Raw genomic sequence first — 18014 nt, 5'->3', positions numbered from 1 at the left:
TCAGGAGGCCGACTCACCGGTCTCGTCGAGCAGCTTCTTGTACCAGTCGCGCAGCTTGTCGCCGCCCTTGGTCTTCCAGTCCGAGACCTGCTGCTGCATGTCGCTGACCTTCTTGCGGCCGCGCACGATGTCCTTCTCCATGGCCTCGAACTGCGCGTTGAGCTCGGTGTACCGGGTGGGTTCCTGGATCTGCATCCCGTGGAACAGCGGCTTCTTCAGGTGCGCGCCCTGGCGCTGCTGCCACTCGATGACACCCTTGGCGACGTCCGGGTGGTCCGGGTAGGCGCGGTACGGCTTGGAGGTGGCGATGTACTCGTAGGTGGCGAAGACCTCGTTGTTGCCCTGCTCGTTCTTGACGAGGACGCCGTCCTTGAGGCTGTGGTGGGTGCCCTCCAGACCGTACGCCCGCAGGCGCTGTTCCTTGCTCCCGTACGGCGCGGCGGTGAAGTTCGCCAGGGCGAGGAGGTCCTGGACGACCTTCTTGCCGGCCTTCTTGCTGACGAAGCACCAGATGTTGGAGGGGGAGGCCTCGTAGATGAGGGGGTCACCGCCGTCGTGGGCGAAGAAGTCCATCGCCCCCATCCGGAAGTCCGGCTTGTCCAGCCGCTGCACGGCGGTCGCGGCGTACCAGTCCGAGATGTCCGCGTTGTACATCATGACGTTGCCCGAGGAGAAGGTGGTGCGCATGTCGCCCGTCTCCGCCTTGGCGTCCGGGTGCACGAAGCCGGCCGAGTACAGCGAGCGTGACCACTCCAGCGCCTCCAGGTACTCCTGGGTCTCGTAGCGGTTCACCAGCTTGCCGTCGACCAGCTGCCAGTAGTAGGGCTTCTCCGGCAGCACTCCGAAGAAGACGAACGCCGACCACGTCATGTCGCTGCACGCCCACACCTTGCTCCTGGGCGCGTTGATCTCCTTGCAGAGGTCGTGGAACTCCTTCGTGGTGGTCGGGACCTCGTAACCCTTCTCCTCGAATATGTCGGCGCGATAGAAGGGGGTGATGTTGGGCGTGGCCTCGGCGGGCATGGGGATTCCGCGCAGCTGGCCGGCGAAGATGCCGCGCTGCCAGGCGCTGGTGGGAATGGCCGCCAGGTTGGGGTACGCCTTGACCTTGTCGCCCGACAGGTAGGGGCCCAGGTCGGCGAACTTGTTGGCGATGGCGCTCGGGATCTTGCCGCCGAGCTCCCAGCCCGGGATGACGACGGCGTCCGGGACGGCGCTGGAGGCGAGGACCGCGCCGAGCTTCTGCCCGTAGACATTGCCGTCCTGGTTCTGCCACTTGACCTTGACGCCGGCCGCCGTGTCCATGGCTGTCCAGTAGGCGTTGCCCTCGCCGGGCGAGGTGCCCCAGAGCGGCGCCATGATGCTGATCTCGCTGCCCTTGCCCAGCTTCGTGGGCACCGACACCGCCAGCTTGTCGGCGGGGAGCGCCGTGGTGAAGCCGTCGGCGGAGCCGTTCTTGCTGGGGATGTCAGGGGTGACGGCCTTCGAGGGCACATAGGCCGGAAGGATGTCCTTCAGCTTCTGACCCGTGGTGGTGCCCTCGTTCTTCGAGCCACCGGAACCGCCGCCGCAGGCGGCGAGGAGCGGCATGCCGCCGCCCACGGCTGCCGCGACAACCACGGAGGAGGCGAGGAATCGTCTCCGGCTGGGAGCGGAGGGGGAGTTCGGCGTCATTGCGTCAACCCTTCGTGGTGCAACAGGACGGCCCGCGGCGGCGACTGCCGCTCGGTCCTGTGGCTGAGGTAGGGGCGTTACCGGCCGAGCCGGCCGGAACTGAACCGGCTGAGCTGAAGCGGTCAACGGGCTGCCTCGTCGAAGCGCTTCGATGTTGCAGCGAGGTTAAGTGAAGGGTGTCGGCCGCACAAGAGTTCGTTTCGATATTCCTTCGACCTGTCTCCGATCCGTTTCCCGGTGTGATGGCACAACGATGTGCCCTGAAGAGCCTCTTTGTGGCGGTCGTGCCCTTGACACCCGCAGGGTCGGCCGAAGAGCATCGAAGCGCTTCGAAAGATCTTCTCCTCCCGCCGAAGGACGACTCGGCGCCCGCAGACCGGAATACCTCCCACCTCTCCAAGGGGACCCGCACGTGACGGACCATCCGTTTCCCTTCCGCGACCCGCAGCTGTCCTTCTCCCGGCGCACCGACGATCTGCTCGGACGGCTCACGCTCGACGAGCGGATCGCGATGCTGCACCAGTTCGCCCCGGCGGTGGAGCGTCTGGGGCTCGGCCCGTTCCGTACCGGACAGGAGGCCCTCCATGGGGTCGCCTGGATGGGGCCCGCCACCGTCTTCCCGCAGGCCGTCGGCCTCGGCGCCACCTGGAACGACGACCTGGTCCGCCGGATCGGCGAGGCCGTCGGCAACGAAGTGCGGGCCAAGCGTGCCCAGGACGACCGCGTCGGGCTCAATGTCTGGGCACCGACCGTGAATCTGCTCCGCCACCCGCTGTGGGGCCGCGGCGAGGAGGGGTACTCCGAGGACCCGGCCCTCACCTCCGCCATCGCCGTCGCGTACACCCGGGGACTGCGCGGGGACGACCCCCGATACTGGCGCACCGCCCCCGTGCTCAAGCACTGGCTCGCGCACAACAACGAGACCGACCGCGACACCGCGTCCGCCTCGGTCCGCCCGCGCGTCCTGCACGAGTACGACCTGCGGGCCTTCCGTGACGCGGTGCGGGCGGGGGCGGTGGCCGGCGTCATGCCCGCCTACAACCTGGTCAACGGCCGCCCGAACCACGTCTCCCCGCTCCTGGGGCAGTACCTGCGCCGCTGGACCGACCAGCCGCTGGTCGTCTGCTCGGACGCGGGCGCCCCTTCGAACCTGGTCGACTCCGAGCACTACTTCGACACCCACGAGGAGGCCACCGCGGCCTCGCTGAAGGCGGGTGTCGACAGCTTCACCGACCACGGCACGGACTCCACCGTCATGACGGGACGCATCCGCGACGCGCTCGCGAAGGGGCTCATCGACGAGAGCGACATCGACACGGCGGTCCGCCGTCTGCTCGCCATGCGCTTCGCGCTCGGGGAGTTCGACCCGGAGCTCGACCCGTACGCGCAGGTCGACGACCTGGACACCGAGGAGCACCGGGCTCTCGCCCTGCAAGCCGCCGAGCAGGCAGTGGTCCTGCTCAAGAACGACGGCCTGCTGCCCCTGGAGCCGAAGCAGGGCCGGACAGTCGCGGTCGTCGGACTGCTCGCGGACGCCTGCAAGCTCGACTGGTACAGCGGCACGCTCATGCACCGTTCGACGCCGCTCGACGGAATCCGCGCACGGTACGGTGCCGAGAACGTCCTCTTCGCGGAGGGCGTGGACCGGGTCAGGCTGAAGAGCTCCGACGGCTGGCTCCACGTGCCCGCCGCCGACGGGGCGACGGAAGGTGAGGCGCGCGGCGCGGAAGGCGCCCTCGACCCGGCCCTCCTCGCCGGCCGCACCGACCTGCCCCCGCTGACCTGCGGTGACGAGGCAACCGAGCTGGCCCTCGTCGACTGGGGCGACGGCGTCCTGACCCTGCGTACCGACGAAGGGCTGTACCTTTCCGTCGCCGACGACGGGTACATCAGGGCGTCCGCGGACGAGCCGGGCGGCTGGGTCGTCCAGGAGACGTTCCGCCTGGAAACGGTGGAGGGACACGACGGCGGGCACCGCCTTCTGCACATCGGGACCGGTGGGTACGTGTCTGTCGCCGCCGACGGCGCGAAGGTTGCCGACGCGGGCGGGAAGATCTCCCGGGACGACGCCACGGTCTTCGAACGGGAGACCGTCGAGCACGGCGCCGACGCGGTGGCCCGCGTCGCCGCGGCCGCCGACACCGTCATCGTCGTGGCGGGCAACGACCCCCACATCAACGGCCGTGAGACCGAGGACCGTACGACCCTCGCCCTCCCCGCCCAGCAGGACCGGCTGTGGCGCGCCGCGCACGCCGCCAACCCCCGTACGGTTCTCGTCCTGGCCTCCGCCTACCCCTACGCGGTCGGCGACGCGGCGGACGGACTGCCGGCCCTGCTCTGGACGGCGCACGGGGGGCAGGCCGCGGGTACCGCGCTCGCCCGCGTCCTCGCCGGCGACGTGTCCCCGGCGGGCCGGCTCCCGCAGACCTGGTACGCGAGCGACGACGATCTGCCCGGCCTGCTCGACTACGACGTCATCGGCTCCCGGCAGACGTACCTCTACTTCGACGGCACGCCCCTCTTCCCGTTCGGCCACGGCCTCGGTTACGCCGACTTCACGTACTCGTCCCTGCGCACGGAGGTGGACGGCGAGCGACTGCGCGTGTCACTGACCGTCACCAACGACGGCGGGCTCGCCGCCGACGAGGTGGTGCAGCTCTACGTCCGCGCGGCCGGACCCGCAAAGACGGCCGAACCCGTCCCCGAGGGCCTGGGGCGCCGGCTTGCGGGCCCCGGCGATTCCCAGGACCTGCCGCGGCGGGGGCTGGTCGCCCACCGTCGGGTGCACCTCGCACCCGGTGCGACGGAGCACATCGAATTCGAGCTGCTCGTAGAGGAGTTGGGACACTGGAGCGTGGCGCACGGCCGGTGGACCGTCGAGCCGGGCGCCTACGAGATCCTCGCGGGAGCGTCGAGCGCCGACATCCGGCTCATCGCGACAGCGGTCCTCGACGGAAAGGCGCAAGGCCCCCGCCCGATGGCGACGCACGGTCTGGAGGCCGTCGACTACGACCGGCAGAAGGACACGGAGATCCTCGACCGTACGAAGACGGAGGGTGACGTCGTGGCGCCCGCGTCCGCCGACAGGGAGGGGAGCCTCGTCTACAGGGCGTGCGACTTCGGGGAGGGTGTGTCCGGACTGACGTTCCTGGCCTCGGGGGAGGGGAGCATCACCGTGAGCGTGGGCGGTCACAGCCTGGCGTTCCAGTTCCCGGACACCGGCGGACCGTACGCGTACCGCACCTTCGAGGCCGCGCTGGACCTCCGGGGGGTGCACGAGATGGGTATCGGCCTCAGGGGCGCCATGCGCCTCGCCCGCGTGGACGTCGCTCCCGCCAAGAAGGAGACCGCATGAAGTTCACCGACGGCTTCTGGCTCATGCGCGAGGGCGTCCGAGCCTCGTACGCGACCGAGATCCGTGATCTGCGCCTCGACGCCGACCGGTTCACCGCGTACGCCGCGGTGAAACGTGTCGCGGCGCGCGGCGACACGCTCAACACCCCGCTGATCACCGTCGAGTGCTTCTCCCCGGCCGTGGGTGTCATCGGCGTCCGCACCACCCATCACGCGGGCAAGGCCCGGCGGGGCCCGGACTTCACGATCCTGCCGGACGACACCACGGCACCCGCGGTCCGCACCCGACGGGACGGTACGGCAACGGAACTCACCAGCGGGCCACTGACGTTGCGGATGGATGGGGAAGGCCCCTGGGGCATCACCTTCCTCGATGCCGACGGCCGGCGCCTCACCGGGGTGGACCCGAAGGGCACGGCGTTCGCGACCGCGCCCGACGGCACACACCACATGATCGCCCAACTGGGCCTGGACGTCGGTGAGTACGTCTACGGACTCGGTGAGCGCTTCACCCCGTTCGTCAAGAACGGGCAGACCGTCGACATCTGGCAGGCCGACGGGGGCACCAGCAGCGAACTGGCCTACAAGAACATCCCGTTCTATCTGTCCTCACGCGGCTACGGCGTCTTCGTCAACCACCCCGGCAAGGTCTCCTTCGAGGTCGGTTCGGAGTCGGTCGGGCAGGTGCAGTTCAGCGTCGAGGACCAGTCGCTGGAGTACTACGTCGTCGCCGGCCCGACGCCGAAGGACGTCCTGTCCCGTTACACGGCCCTGACCGGCAGACCCGCGCTGCCGCCGGCCTGGTCCTTCGGCCTGTGGCTGACCACGTCCTTCTGCACGTCCTACGACGAGGAGACCGTCACCTCCTTCGTCGACGGCATGGCCGAGCGCGGCATCCCGCTCAGCGTCTTCCACTTCGACTGTTTCTGGATGCGCGAGTACCAGTGGTCGGACTTCCTGTGGGACCCAGAGGTCTTCCCCGACCCCGAGGCCATGCTGGCCCGCCTCAAGGAGCGGGGCCTGCGCATCAGCATGTGGATCAACCCCTACATCGCCCAGAAGTCGGCCCTGTTCGCGGAGGGCGCCGAACACGGCTACCTGGTGCGGCGCGCCAACGGTGACGTCTGGCAGTGGGACCTGTGGCAGCCGGGGATGGCGCTCGTCGACTTCACCAACCCGGCCGCCCGCGCCTGGTACAACGACAAGCTGCGTCTCCTGCTCGACCAGGGCGTCGACTGCTTCAAGACGGACTTCGGCGAGCGCATCCCCACGGACGTCGTCTGGCACGACGGCTCCGACCCGGAGCGGATGCACAACTACTACGCGCAGATCTACAACCGCACCGTCTTCGAACTTCTGGAGAAGGAGCGCGGAGCGGGGGAGGCAGTGCTCTTCGCCCGGTCGGCGACGGCGGGCGGACAGCAGTTCCCGGTGCACTGGGGCGGTGACTGCTTCGCCTCCTTCACCGCCATGGCCGAGTCCCTGCGCGGCGGGCTGTCGCTGAGCCTGTCCGGCTTCGGCTTCTGGAGCCACGACATCGGCGGCTTCGAGGGCACCCCCGACCCGGCGGTCTTCAAGCGCTGGCTGGCCTTCGGCCTGCTGTCCTCGCACAGCCGGCTCCACGGCAACGTCTCCTACCGGGTGCCGTGGGAGTTCGGCGAGGAAGCCGTCGACGTGGCACGGAAGTTCACCCTGCTCAAGCACCGGCTCATGCCCTACCTCTACGGAGTGGCCGCCGAGGCGCACCGTACGGGCATCCCGATGATGCGGCCCATGCTGGCGGAGTTCCCCGGCGACCCCGCCTCCCGCACCCTGGACCGGCAGTACATGCTCGGCCCGGACCTGCTGGTCGCGCCGGTCTTCACCGAGGACGGCGAGGTCGAGTACTACGTCCCCGAGGGCACCTGGACCTCACTGCTGACCGGCGAACGCGTCACCGGCCCCGCCTGGCGGCACGAAACGCACGGCTTCGACAGCCTGCCGCTGCTGGTCAGGGACGGAGCCGTACTGCCGTGGGGCGCCGACGACCAGCGCCCGGACGGGGACTGGCTGGACGGCCTCACCCTGCGGGTCTTCGGCACCGGTACGGACGAGCGCACGGTCACCGTGCCGGACCTGACCGGCGCCCCGGCGGCGGAGTTCCATGTGGTGCGGGACGGGGCCGGCGCCCGCGTCACGGCGGAGGGGACCGACCGGGTCTTCCAGGTGACCGTCGACGGATCGGGCGCGGAGGGGGAGGGGTCCGGGACGGTCGTCGTCGCCTGAGCTCCGCCCGCCATTACGGCAGCCCGTTGGCCCCCCGCCAGGGGAGCCCAGCGGGCTGCTCGTTGCGTGGGTCAGGAACGCCGCGTTGCCGGGAACGCCCGCGTCTGCTCGCATGTGCGCGTTCCACCGTGTGGTGGCGCGGTCCTCTGCTCTGCCTCAACACGGAGGGGGATCGGTGTGGCCGGCTTTCAAGCGTTGGTACATGAAGCCGGACGTTGAGTACCTGCGGGGGGCCGCTCAGACTTGGAGTGGTCTCGTCGTGGCGGAGGGCGGGGTGCGTGAGTAATGGTGAGATGTGGGAGCGTGAGACGCGTGAGTGAGACAGAGACGCAGGCGATGAAGTACCAGGTAGATGGGGCCGAAGACGCCCCCTGGCTGGTGCTTGGACCTTCGCTGGGTACTACCTGGCACAGCCCGGCCACTCGCCCATGAATCGAGGAGGTCGGTTGCCCGTCGACCGGGGCCAGGCCCTCGGCCTCGCCGTTGACGACGGCCTTCGCTGGTGGCTGGACGGCGAACGGTGCCCCGGGCCCGGACACGAAAGGAGGGCGGCACACGCCGTCCTCCCCTCCAAATCAGGCCGTCACCTGGTTGCGGGCTCCACGTCTGCGCGAGCCGCATCGACCTCGTTCCGCATCTGCCGCTCGATCACCTCGACGGGCAGCCAGTCAACACCCAGACCGTCCAGGACCCTGGAGGTTCGGCATCACCGAGACTGAGGTGACCCCCGGAGTGTGGACACAAGGGTTCATGCTGCGAGTTGGAGTTTAGCTGTCCACCACGAAACCCCAGGTCATAACCACAATCTGAGATCTCTACCGAACCCGCGCGGTTCAACATGGACCGCCTCCCCTTCCCCGACGACCTGATCCACGCCCAGCAGCAGTGGCACGACACCTACCGCGCCCTCACCCCCCCGCCCCCGCCATACCACCGAGTTGCGCCGCCGCCTGCTCACGCTGTCCGCCCGGATCCACTGGAACCCGTTCTGGACCACTCCGGTGGGCCGTATGCCTGCGGCCCGGATGGCGCTGAGCCAGCGGACCGGGGACGACCGGACACGGGACGCGGCGTGAGACGCGACAGAGCCCTGTCCAGTCGGCAGGAAGCGATCCTGCGTATGATCCCGTCCTGGATCACCGAGCACGGGGAAGGGCCGACTATCCGGCAGATCGGTCCGCGCGTCGGTCTCTCCAGCACGAGCTCCGTCGCCTACCGGCTCGGGCGGCTCGAAGCGCGGGGCCTGATCAGCCGGACCGGCCATGGCTGGCGTTCGTGCCGCCTGGGGAGCTGACCACCATCGGCGGGACGGGGCTGCCCTGGTCGTGCTCCTGGTGGTGGCCGCGGTCCCGGCCGGACCAGACGCCGCCGTTCTCGCCAGCCTGCTAGAACTGGTTCACGGGGATCGTCGGCAAAGGGCCCCAATCGATCGTGCAAGCTGCGTGGATACGGGTGTTGCTGAAGTCGAGCGTGCCGTCGGAGAGCATCGTGCGAAGAAGACCGACCCTGCCGCCGGAGAATAGTGCACACGACCACGTGGAGCCGGGCCGATGCTGAACGTGCTGGGGGTGTGCTGGTTCGGCTAAGCCGGTGGGCAATGGGAGCCGGCGAGGAGGGTCGTGTCGAAGTTTTCGCGGAAGGCTTCGTAGACGGCGGCATTCTCGATCTTCAGAAGGGTTTCGTCCTGGGATCGGAGGTTGGGGTAGGTGTAGTTGTGGCTGCCGGTGAAGACGATTCCGCGTCCGGGCACACCCAGGTAAGTACCTTTGATCAGGAGGTATTTGGAGTGGATTCCGAGTCCGCCGGCCTCGGTCCCCGTGCAAGTGCGCAGTTCGTCCAGTCCGGCGGTGGCGAGGATGTTCTTGACCGTTGTCCCGACGTTGCCCCGGTCTCCGTTGTAGGCGACGCGGATGTTGCAGCCGGCGGCGCGCAGGGTACTGAGTTTCTCGGCGACCTGGGTGCGGGTGAAGGCGTACATGCCGATCCGGATCTGAGGTGAGGGGGCGGACGCGCAGTCCACGTTGTCCAGCAGTGAGACCACGGTGTCCGTGGAAGCCTCCCCGCGCGGGTCGACCGGTGAGCCGGGCGCGGGGTCGCCGTCGGATTCGACGCGGGGGAAGAAGTAGGTCGCGTACGGACCGATGTTCTTGGTGGTGTAGTTGTCGGAGAGTCCCGCTCCGTGGGTGCCGTGGGCAAGGAGCTGCTTCCAGTAGCGGTCGTACTCTTGGTAGAGGTCGGCGTCGGGGATCGTGACGGCGTTGTTGTACATACCGACGCGCTGGTTGGTGGTGAGGTTGGCCGAAGACTGGAACACGACGTTCGCTGTGGTGCCGACCTTCTCGAAGAGGAAGAACTTGTTGTGGTTGATGGCGGACTCGCCCTCGCCCGTGCCACTGGCGGGAGGCAGGACTCTGTTGCCGATACAACCGCGGCCCTGCGGGCAGGCGACGACGAACGAGCCCGCGGTGTCGGCGTCAACGCTCTGCCCGTACTCGGCCTTCCCCAGTGCGGCTGCGAGGTTCGCGTACTCGCCGCCGGCCGCGGTGACCGTGTCCGCGTCGAGGACGAGCTGGATCCGCAGGTCGGCCTTGCGGGCGAGGAGGGCCTTGCGTACCTCGTCGTCGGTGAACAGGTAGACGGAACCTCGGACGAGTGAGCCGCTCTGCGCGCGCCGGATCAGATCGATCAGCTGGTCGCGGACGGCGTTCTGGTTGCCCCAGGCACTGGGGCTGAGGCCGACGGGTCGCGGGGCGGTCTTGCCGGGATCGTTGAAGGTCGCCTCCAGCACCACCGGCCGCGGGGCGGGCACATACCCGGCGAAATCCTCGACGGCGTACGGCATGGACTCCGGACCTGCGAGCAGGCCGGGTCCACCGTGTGCGAAAGCCGTGACACCGACGCCCGCCAGACCGATGGCGGCGGCAAGGGTGATGAGCGTTCTCCGGGCGGGATGCATCAGGCGGGTTCCTCTGCGCGGCTGGTACGAGTGATCTCGGGTGGGGGGACGCCCGTGACGTCATGCGTGCGCGGGGCCTGGTCAGCCAGGCCCCGCGCACGGTGGTGCTTCATGCCCGTCGGCCGCGGGGGCGGCCTACCAGGGGCAGCGGGCGATCAGGGGCGGTTCCACTTGGCGTTGGCACCGGTGCCGCAGGCCCACAGGCCGACGGGGGAGCCGTTGGCAACGGCTTGGCTGAAGACGTTGACGCACTGCTCCGGCTTGATGACGCTGCTGAGGGTGGTCCCGTCGTAGTTCCACTGCTGCTCACCGCGGCCGTCACAAGGCAGGGCCTTGAGCCTGGACGCCTGCGGGGCGCCGGACTCGGCGGTCAGGCAGCGGTTCCCGTCGAGCCGCATTTCCTTCGCGGGGGTGTGCTCCCACTGCTGGTTGGGGCCGCCCCAGCAGTCGTAGATCATGGTGTCGGTTCCGTTGAAGTCCAGGCACCGGTTGGACTGGGCGCCGCGCAGGCTGTTGCTGTTCCAGCGCGGGCCGCCGCTCTGCCAGCGCACGGTGAGGCTGTTGTTGCTGTCCAGGGTGGCGTATGAGCCGTTGCCGCCGTAGGTTTCGGTGGCCCACAGGGCTCCGGCGGTGGTGTTCTTCTTGTACAGGACGAGGTTGCCGTCGGGCTGCATGAACAGGTAGGAGTACCAGTCCCAGCTGTACTTGCCCCACACTTCGCGGTGGGTGGCCAGCTCGCGGACGACGGCGTTGCCCATGATGTCCATCAGGAGGACGTTCTTGCCGTTGGACAGCCAGGAACCGGGCATGAGCTTCGCGCCGGAGGCGAGCCTGTCGCCGCGAGGGTAGGTGTCGGTGTGCCACAGGTGGCCGCCGATGCCGCGTCCGCCGTCCTTGGTGTAGACGACGACGTTGGCGTCGCTCTGGACCTCCAGGCGGGCGCCGGGGTTTCCGAAGGTGCTGGACTGCCACAGCGCGCCCGTCGGGGAGTCGCCGGTGCTGCCCTTCTTGTAGACGACGAGGTTGCCGTCGGGCTGCATCTTGGCGAACGCACCCGCGTTACCGCCGGTGCCGGAGGCCCACAGTGCGCCACCCCTGCCTTCGCCACCGGTGACGTGGTAGACGACCAGGTTCCCGTCGGCCTGCATGACGAGGCGGCCGCTTTCGGAGAGCAGCTGCTCGCCGGACTGCAGGGTCGCCCCGGACGCGAGGATGACGGAACGTGCCTTGGCGTCGGCGATCCAGTTGTCGAGACCGTCGGCGCGCGCGGCTATGGCACCGGTACGCGTCTCGGCCTGGTCGGTGCCGAGGCAGCCACCCTGCCAGGAGCGGCTGTTGACGCCGACGATGTGACCGGCGTCGTTCAGGAGGGGACCGCCGGTGTCGCCCTTGCAGATGACGTCCGTTCCCTTGCCGGTGATGGCCAGGGTGGTGGCGTCGCTCGTGTTGACGGTGAAGGCGCCGGTGTGGAGCTTGGCGGGCACCCACTCGGTCTTGGTGCGTCCGAACCCGGCGGCGGTCAGGTCGGCTCCGGCCGCCGGGGCAGCCGCGGCGCGGGTGGCCGAGGCCACTGCGGCGGGAGCGGCGAGGCGGGCCAGGGCGAGGTCCCGGCCGCTGTGCGGGACGACGTCGGTGACCGCGACGGCCTTACCGTCGCTGAGGGTCGCGGTGGTCGTCAGCGCGGGCCGGCCGGCCGGGACAGCGCCGCCGGGGGTCGCGGCGAAACAGCTCGCGGCGGTCAGGACCCAGGAGGCGTCGACCAGGGTGCCGCTACAAGCGCGGCTGTTCGCCTCGTCGCCGATGTTCAGCTTCACGACGGAGACGTACTGGCCGGTGGGGGCAGGGGACCCCACCACGGCGCCGGCGGTGCCGGCGGACAGCAGGGTTGCGGTGATGCCTACCGTCGTGCAGGCAGCCAGCCACTTGGGACGTGGGCGGGCGAATGGCATGCTTCCTCTTCTTGGTTCGGGGCTTCCCCGGTCCGGCCGGCAGGTGCCGGCCGGACCGGATACGGGGCGTGGCAGAGCGGGATCCGTCTGGTGGCGGCCCGTTGGTCCGTGCGCTGCCCGTTCAGGGCTTCGGCCGGTCGGCGGTGTTACTTCGTGGTGCGGATGTCGACGAGGACGTGGTCACGTCGCTCCGGGTCGGCTGCCTCACCGACGGGCTTCCACTGGTTCTTGGCCACTTCGATGTTCTGCTCGGGAGCGCCCTCCGCGGTGAGCGTGACGTTCGTCTGGTGGGTGGCGTCGCCCCGAAGGCCGTAGACGGCGGGAATCTCGACGGTCAACTGGCCCGGGCCCACGTCGGTGCGGAAGCAGATCGTTCCGTTGGTCCGGGAGAAGACCTGGATCTGACTTTCGGAGGAGGCGCAGTCGGCGAGCCTGATGCGGCCGTTGCCCCGCTTGAGGATGATGCCGAGTTCAGCCTCGATCTTCGCGCTGTCCGGGTATTCGAAGGTCTCGATCGCATACCCGGGTGCCTCGGCGGTCGTGCGTACTGCGGAGGGGCTCTGGGCGTAGGCTCCGGTCACCGCCGCGGCAGCGCAGATCGCGGCCGCCGCGCTCGTGGCGATGAACCATCGTGAAGTCCTCATTGTTCTTCCTTATTGTTCTGAACGGCTTTCACAAAGCCGTTCTCCTGCGTCCGTGCCTGGCAGAGGCAGACGTGGTGGTACGGGCCGGGCGGAGCCCGACGTCTTCAGGGCTGGTCGCCCGCACTCGGAGGCGACTGCTCCGTGCGCGGGCGAGGTGCGGGTCCGCCCGCGGGATCAGATGAGAAACGCGACGCCGATCAGCGCGGCCAGGGAGGCGATGAGGAATACGAAGGTCTGTCCTCGGGACAGCTCCTCCATGGGCTTTCCCGCACGCTTCAGGTCGAGCTGATGGGTGATGTACCTGGCGAAGACGATCCGCAGGATGACCAGGACGATCATCGTGGCGGTGTACAGCACCAGTGGGGTCCGGTCCACCTCGCCCTGGGCGCCGGCGCGGCCGACGATGGCCAGGGCGCCGACGAGGGGAAGCGACCAGGCGATCAGCCTGTCCCTCAGGGGCGTGGCCATGGACTGAGCGGCCAGGCCGAGTGCGAGGCCGGACACGATCGCGGCGATCCACCACTGACCGGCGGACAGGTGCGAAGTCAGCATGGAATCCGTTGTCGTGTCCGGCGCGTCCGGCGCGTGTACGGGCGATGGGCCGGGGCGGACACGGCGGCGTCCTGCCCGGCCCGGAGGTGCCGCCCTACCCCCAGGTGAGAGAGCCGATTATGGTGGTCACCGTATTGCCGACGGCACCTGCTGCGTGGACGAGCCCCTCCCCGACCTTCCCGGAGATCTGCCCGCCCAGCTTGCCGAGCACCTTCCCCTTGCCGGTCAGGATGCCTCCGAGCACGAACGCGCCGAGTGCCTGATGGAATCGGGCGTCGTCCCAGCCGTAGCTGATGCCGTTGAGCAGTGCGCTGACCCCTTGGAGTCCGAGCGAGACGAGGCCGACGGCGGCGGCGACCGCGAGCGCGGGCGGGAAGAACAGGCCGCCGACAGCCAGGAGGACGGCGGCGCCTCCGGCGACCGTGCTCCAGCGGCCGGTGACCAGGGCCCAGTCCTTGACGTCCTTGACGTCCTCCGGCCACAGATCCCAGAACTTGGCGTCGCCGTCGTCGTCGGCAGCGGAGACCGGGCTGGTTCCCGCCTGCTCGTGCTTCTTGGCCTCCTCGGTGGCCTTCTTCGCCTCGGCCACGACCTCCGCCTCCCGCTTGGCGGTCGCGATCCGGCGTGCGGCACTCGCCGCCGCTGCTGCGGCCTGCGCGTCCTGCCCCGCCTGCTGCGCCGATGCGTGGGCCTGGGTGGCGGAGGACTGCGCGTTCGCGGCGAAGGTCACGGCCTGGTGTGCGGACGCCACGGCCCGGTGCATGGAGTAGTTGGCCGTGCGGGCGGCGCCGCGTGCGTCGGACGCCGCACTCTTCGCCTTCTGCGCCGACTGCGCGGCGGAGGCCGCGGACCTGTCGGCCGCGTCCGCGCTCTCCTTCGCCTGCTGCGCGGAGTTCGCGGCGTCCTGGGCGTACCCCTGGGCCTTCTGCGCCCATTGAACGGCTTCCTGCGCGGCTTGGCGGGCTTGGGCCGCCGCCTCGGAGGCGAGAGCGGCGTCCTGCAGCGCCTTGGCGGCGATCCGCGCGCCATGGGCTATGGAGGCGCGGATGGCGGCGATGTGGGTGGCCCGGTCATGGTCGAGGCGCGCGATGTCGTACTGGTCGCGCAGCACGAAGTAGCGCCGCATGCGGGCGGAGCCCTCCAGCACGATCTTCGCGGCCGCTTGCGTATAGGGCCCGCCGCTCTCGAGGAGGCGGAAGACCTCGACGTGGTCGTCCTGCTTGACCGCCTCCGTCAGTTCGATGTTGAGGAAGTGCTGCAAGGCATTGCCGCTGCCGTCACGGAGTGCGGCCTCGGCCTTCGCCTTGACGGCCGGCCCCGGGTTCTCGCCGAGCATTCTGAACACCAGGACCCGGTTGTCCACGGCGGCCGCCTCGATCACCCCCTGATCGAGGAACTTCCGGGCGGCGTCCGGATCACCGCTGGCCAGAGCCTGGTGGGCGGCCCCGGCGACCGCTGAGGTGGTCACCCGGGCGACGGAGACGACGTTTTCGCGGTCGTCCAGTCGCTGGGCGAGCGGACGGTCGGTGTCGATCCAGTTGGCCACGTCGGCGTCGGTGCCCGCGAGAGCGAACTCCGCGGCTTCCCGCGTCCACGTACCGCCCGAGTCCAGCAGCCTGACGGCGGCCTTGCGGCCGGCCTCGGCCGCCCCGGGGGCGCCGGCCTTCAACGCCGCCTCGGCGGCGGCGATCAGGTCCTTGGTCTCCGCCGCCGTCTGGTCCGCCTGCGTGCGTTCCCGGTCGGCTCGGACGGCGTCCTGGGTCTCTGCCTGAGCCCGCAACCGGGCTTCCTGGATGCCGAGTTCGGTGTCCTCGTCGATGCGGGCGCTCTCCGCGGCGCGCGCCGCCTCCTCGACCGCCTGGGCTTCCTTGATCGCGTCGGCAGCGGTGGTCGCCGCCTGGATCGCGGCTTCCGCGTAGGCCGTGGAGCGCTTGGCGTATTCGATCGCCATGCCCGCGTTGTCCGCCGCTTCCTCGGCCGCTTCCGCGGCCTTGATCGCGTGCGCGGCGGCGCTACGAGCGGCGTCGCGGGCGATGCGTGCGGCCGTCGCCGCGCGGTTGGCGAGGGACTGGGCGGTGCTCGCGGCCCTGGTGGCCCTCGCGGCGGCGGCATCGGCCTCGGCGGCAGCCTGTCGCGCCTTGGCCGCCTGGGACTGGGCGACGCCCGCGGAGCCGGCGGCGTCAGCGGCGGCGTTGGCGGCCCGAGCGGCGTTCTGAGCAGCGCCCGCGGCAGCCGAACCGGCCGCGGATGCCTGCTGCGAGGCGGTGACTGCCTGCTCCGCGGCGGCAGCCGCGGTGTTCGCGCGCTCGGCGGCCGCACGCGCTCCCTGCGCGGCCTGGCGCGCGGCGCCCGCCTTGCTCGCGTCCTTCGAAGCGGCGATCGCGGCGTTGTAAGCGCGCGAGGCCGCGTTTCCGGCTGCGGCCGCCGCCGCCGCGGCCCCCTGCGCCGCCGATGCCGCCCGGCCGGAGGCGGCCTGCGCCATGCGGGCGGCGCCGATCGCGGTATACGCGGCATTGGCTGCGCCGCGGGCGGCGTTGGCGGCGTTGTTCGCGGCCGCGGCGGCCTTGTGAACGTCCTGCTGGGCGGCTCGTGCTTCGTCCGCGGCCTTCAGCGCCGCGGCCCTGGCCTCCGCAGCCGCCTTCTTCGCACTGTCGGAGGCGGCGACAGCCTGCTCCGTCTGCAGTTGCGCCTGCCGGCCCTCCCTCTCGACGATGGCGACCAACTGGTCGATGGTCGCCGTCTCCTCGTCACGAGCCCGCGCGATGTGCTGGCCCGAGTTGAGGAACCGGCCGATCGCCTCGGGCGTCCCGTCCTCCAGTGCCCTTTCCGCGTACTTCTTCACCTCCGGGGAGGCGGTGGAGAGGATGGCGAAGACGTCGAACCGGTCGTCCTCCTGCTGCGCCGTGTACTGCGTCGTCGCCAGGAAGGTGTTGAAGGCCTTCGCCGTGCCGAGGTTCAGTGCCTTGGTCGCCTCGCGCTTGACGCCGCGACCGCTGTTGTTCATGACGGTCAGCACGGCGGCCCGAAGGTCCGTTTCCAGCGCCTGCGAGTACCCTCCCGCCAGGAACGAGGCGACGGCGCTGTCTCCGGCCGACAGCGCCGCGCCGGCTGCCTGCTGGACCGACTTGCCCGCATAGGAGAGGCCGGAGAGGACCGCGAAGCGGTTGTCGTCGGCCTTGGCCGCGGGCAGCTGTGTGGTGAGGAACGCGGTGATGACCGCCGGGGAACCGGCGAGTACCCCGGCCGCACTCTCCCGGACGGAGCGGCCGCCGGTCTTGTACGCCCACACCGCCTTCCCGCGGTCGGTGGCGGGCAGACCGGTACTCCCGGCGTCCGTGCCCTCGTCGGCCCGGGCAGGTGTGGCGGCCAGGGTGAGGGCGGAAGGCAGCGCCGGTATGGCCGCGACTCCGGCCACGACGGTAAGCATGCGGCGTCTACTCCAGAACGCCGGTTGCAACTCGAGCATGTATCCCCCGCTATAGGCAGCAACGCAGACCTCACAGCAGCGCAGCACACCACCATGCCTGTGGGCATTGGCAGTTGGGATGCTAAACCGTTGACCTGCACGTGGACTTCGAACACGACGCGGCGAGCCGGCCGGTCGGGATGGCTCCCCCACCCTTTTGGCCCGGTCCGGCCACTCACGAGGTGCACACACTGTACTCAGGTGTAAACGGTGTGCGCAATATCGGATCAAGCCAGTCGGGGGGCTGCGCATCGAGGTGCCGCGCTTCTGCCCACACGGCACGGACGCCATGCGGGAGGGGTCGACGCCGCCCTGTACCCTTCACGCGAACATCGTGTACACGCAGGAGGAGCCACATCGTGGCATCGAAGGAAGACCCCATCCCGTCCGTGTGGGCACGCCCCCCCAAAGTGCTCCGCCCACCCGCGCTCAGCCGGGCCGCGATCGTCCGCGAGGCGATCGTGATGCTCGATGAAGACGGCATCGAGGCACTGAGCATGCGCAAGCTCGGCGCCCGGCTGAACGCCGGCGCCACCTCCATGTACCGGCACGTCGCCACCAAAGACGAGCTGATGGAACTGGCGGTGGACGATGTCCTCGGGGAAGTCACCGTCCCGCAGGCCGATGAGGAAGACTGGCGCAAGGCGGTGGCCGGGTGCGCGAACTCGTTCCGGGCCACGGCCCTGCGCCACCCTTGGCTGTGCGCTGAACTAGGCCAAGCTGGCCTGGCCTACCTGGGACCCAACCTGACGGCCCTGTCCGAACGCCTGATCACCACGCTGGCCAACGCAGGCTTCGCCGAACCGCACACCGCGGTCGACGTCGTGGTCTCCTACACCATTGGCATGAGCACCACCGAGTGCGCCTGGCTGATTACCGTCGCCCGCTCCGGACAGTCCGAAGCCCGGTTTCTCGCCCGACTCGTACCCGCCACCGATGACGAGACCGGACAGCACCCAGACGACCGTACGGAGACGGGCGCCCTGGGTCACATCGCGATCCGTGACGCCAAGTTCGGCGACGGCCTCGCCATGGTCCTTGACGGCTTGGCCACCCGACTGCCCAACTGAACCGCTCCGGACCGGGCGGGCGGGAAGACGAAGGGTAGGGCCTTGACCCAAGGCCGGGTAGTTAGGTATTTCCGCTGGTGGCAA

The 18014-nt window shown here is 69.8% G+C and carries 11 protein-coding genes; 5 read left to right on the top strand and 6 right to left on the bottom strand.

Annotated elements, in window-relative coordinates; translation table 11 throughout:
* Nucleotides 1-1674: an extracellular solute-binding protein gene (locus ACK8N7_RS05630; RefSeq protein ID WP_403211053.1), complete on the bottom strand. Its 1674-nt coding sequence runs from the start codon at nucleotides 1672-1674 to the stop codon at nucleotides 1-3.
* Nucleotides 1675-2086: 412 nt separating this feature from the next.
* Between ACK8N7_RS05630 and ACK8N7_RS05625 the strand changes: the two genes are divergently transcribed.
* From ACK8N7_RS05625 to ACK8N7_RS05610, 4 genes are all read left to right on the top strand, one after another.
* A complete protein-coding gene (locus ACK8N7_RS05625) occupies nucleotides 2087-5029 on the top strand; it encodes a beta-glucosidase family protein (RefSeq protein ID WP_500441251.1) in 2943 nt (980 codons plus the stop codon).
* A complete protein-coding gene (gene yicI, locus ACK8N7_RS05620) occupies nucleotides 5026-7293 on the top strand; it encodes an alpha-xylosidase (RefSeq protein WP_500441249.1) in 2268 nt (755 codons plus the stop codon). The genes ACK8N7_RS05625 and yicI overlap by 4 nt, the downstream gene beginning before the upstream one ends.
* 938 nt (nucleotides 7294-8231) lie before the next feature.
* Nucleotides 8232-8369 (top strand): DUF8825 domain-containing protein, encoded by a 138-nt coding sequence (locus ACK8N7_RS05615; RefSeq protein ID WP_500441247.1) that lies wholly within the window; start codon nucleotides 8232-8234, stop codon nucleotides 8367-8369.
* Nucleotides 8366-8587, top strand: coding sequence for a LexA family protein (locus tag ACK8N7_RS05610; RefSeq protein ID WP_403211047.1), 222 nt, complete (start codon nucleotides 8366-8368; stop codon nucleotides 8585-8587). Before ACK8N7_RS05615 ends, ACK8N7_RS05610 begins: the two co-directional genes overlap by 4 nt.
* Before the next feature lie 288 nt (nucleotides 8588-8875).
* Here the strand turns inward: ACK8N7_RS05610 and ACK8N7_RS05605 are convergent, their stop codons facing one another.
* The 5 genes from ACK8N7_RS05605 to ACK8N7_RS05585 form a co-directional block, all read right to left on the bottom strand.
* Nucleotides 8876-10249 carry a phospholipase D-like domain-containing protein gene (locus ACK8N7_RS05605; RefSeq protein ID WP_500441245.1) on the bottom strand — a complete coding sequence of 458 codons (1374 nt, stop codon included), beginning with the start codon at nucleotides 10247-10249 and terminating at the stop codon, nucleotides 8876-8878.
* 155 nt (nucleotides 10250-10404) lie between these two features.
* Nucleotides 10405-12198, bottom strand: coding sequence for a trypsin-like serine protease (locus ACK8N7_RS05600; protein ID WP_403211043.1), 1794 nt, complete (start codon nucleotides 12196-12198; stop codon nucleotides 10405-10407).
* A gap of 146 nt (nucleotides 12199-12344) precedes the next feature.
* Nucleotides 12345-12842 carry a hypothetical protein gene (locus ACK8N7_RS05595; protein ID WP_500441244.1) on the bottom strand — a complete coding sequence of 166 codons (498 nt, stop codon included), beginning with the start codon at nucleotides 12840-12842 and terminating at the stop codon, nucleotides 12345-12347.
* 174 nt (nucleotides 12843-13016) lie between these two features.
* Complete coding sequence (locus ACK8N7_RS05590) at nucleotides 13017-13394, bottom strand: hypothetical protein (protein WP_500441242.1); 378 nt, start codon at nucleotides 13392-13394, stop codon at nucleotides 13017-13019.
* Between the two features lie 94 nt (nucleotides 13395-13488).
* Complete coding sequence (locus ACK8N7_RS05585; protein ID WP_403211037.1) at nucleotides 13489-16821, bottom strand: ALF repeat-containing protein; 3333 nt, start codon at nucleotides 16819-16821, stop codon at nucleotides 13489-13491.
* A 398-nt stretch (nucleotides 16822-17219) separates the two neighbouring features.
* Between ACK8N7_RS05585 and ACK8N7_RS05580 the strand changes: the two genes are divergently transcribed.
* Nucleotides 17220-17930, top strand: coding sequence for a TetR/AcrR family transcriptional regulator (locus ACK8N7_RS05580; protein WP_403211035.1), 711 nt, complete (start codon nucleotides 17220-17222; stop codon nucleotides 17928-17930).
* The last annotated feature ends 84 nt before the right edge of the window (nucleotides 17931-18014 follow it).

Origin of the sequence: Streptomyces griseobrunneus (assembly GCF_046713465.1) — a bacterium.
In the GTDB taxonomy this organism is placed as follows: Bacteria; Actinomycetota; Actinomycetes; order Streptomycetales; family Streptomycetaceae; genus Streptomyces; species Streptomyces microflavus.
This window is presented reverse-complemented; position numbering and strand designations above follow the sequence as displayed.

Coding starts and splice junctions, on each gene's coding strand:
- ACK8N7_RS05595 (WP_500441244.1), bottom strand. CDS start 12,842: ATGAGGACTTCACGATGGTTCATCGCCACGAGCGCGGCGGCCGCGATC.
- ACK8N7_RS05600 (WP_403211043.1), bottom strand. CDS start 12,198: ATGCCATTCGCCCGCCCACGTCCCAAGTGGCTGGCTGCCTGCACGACG.
- ACK8N7_RS05585 (WP_403211037.1), bottom strand. CDS start 16,821: ATGCTTACCGTCGTGGCCGGAGTCGCGGCCATACCGGCGCTGCCTTCC.
- yicI (WP_500441249.1), top strand. CDS start 5,026: ATGAAGTTCACCGACGGCTTCTGGCTCATGCGCGAGGGCGTCCGAGCC.
- ACK8N7_RS05630 (WP_403211053.1), bottom strand. CDS start 1,674: ATGACGCCGAACTCCCCCTCCGCTCCCAGCCGGAGACGATTCCTCGCC.
- ACK8N7_RS05605 (WP_500441245.1), bottom strand. CDS start 10,249: ATGCATCCCGCCCGGAGAACGCTCATCACCCTTGCCGCCGCCATCGGT.
- ACK8N7_RS05590 (WP_500441242.1), bottom strand. CDS start 13,394: ATGCTGACTTCGCACCTGTCCGCCGGTCAGTGGTGGATCGCCGCGATC.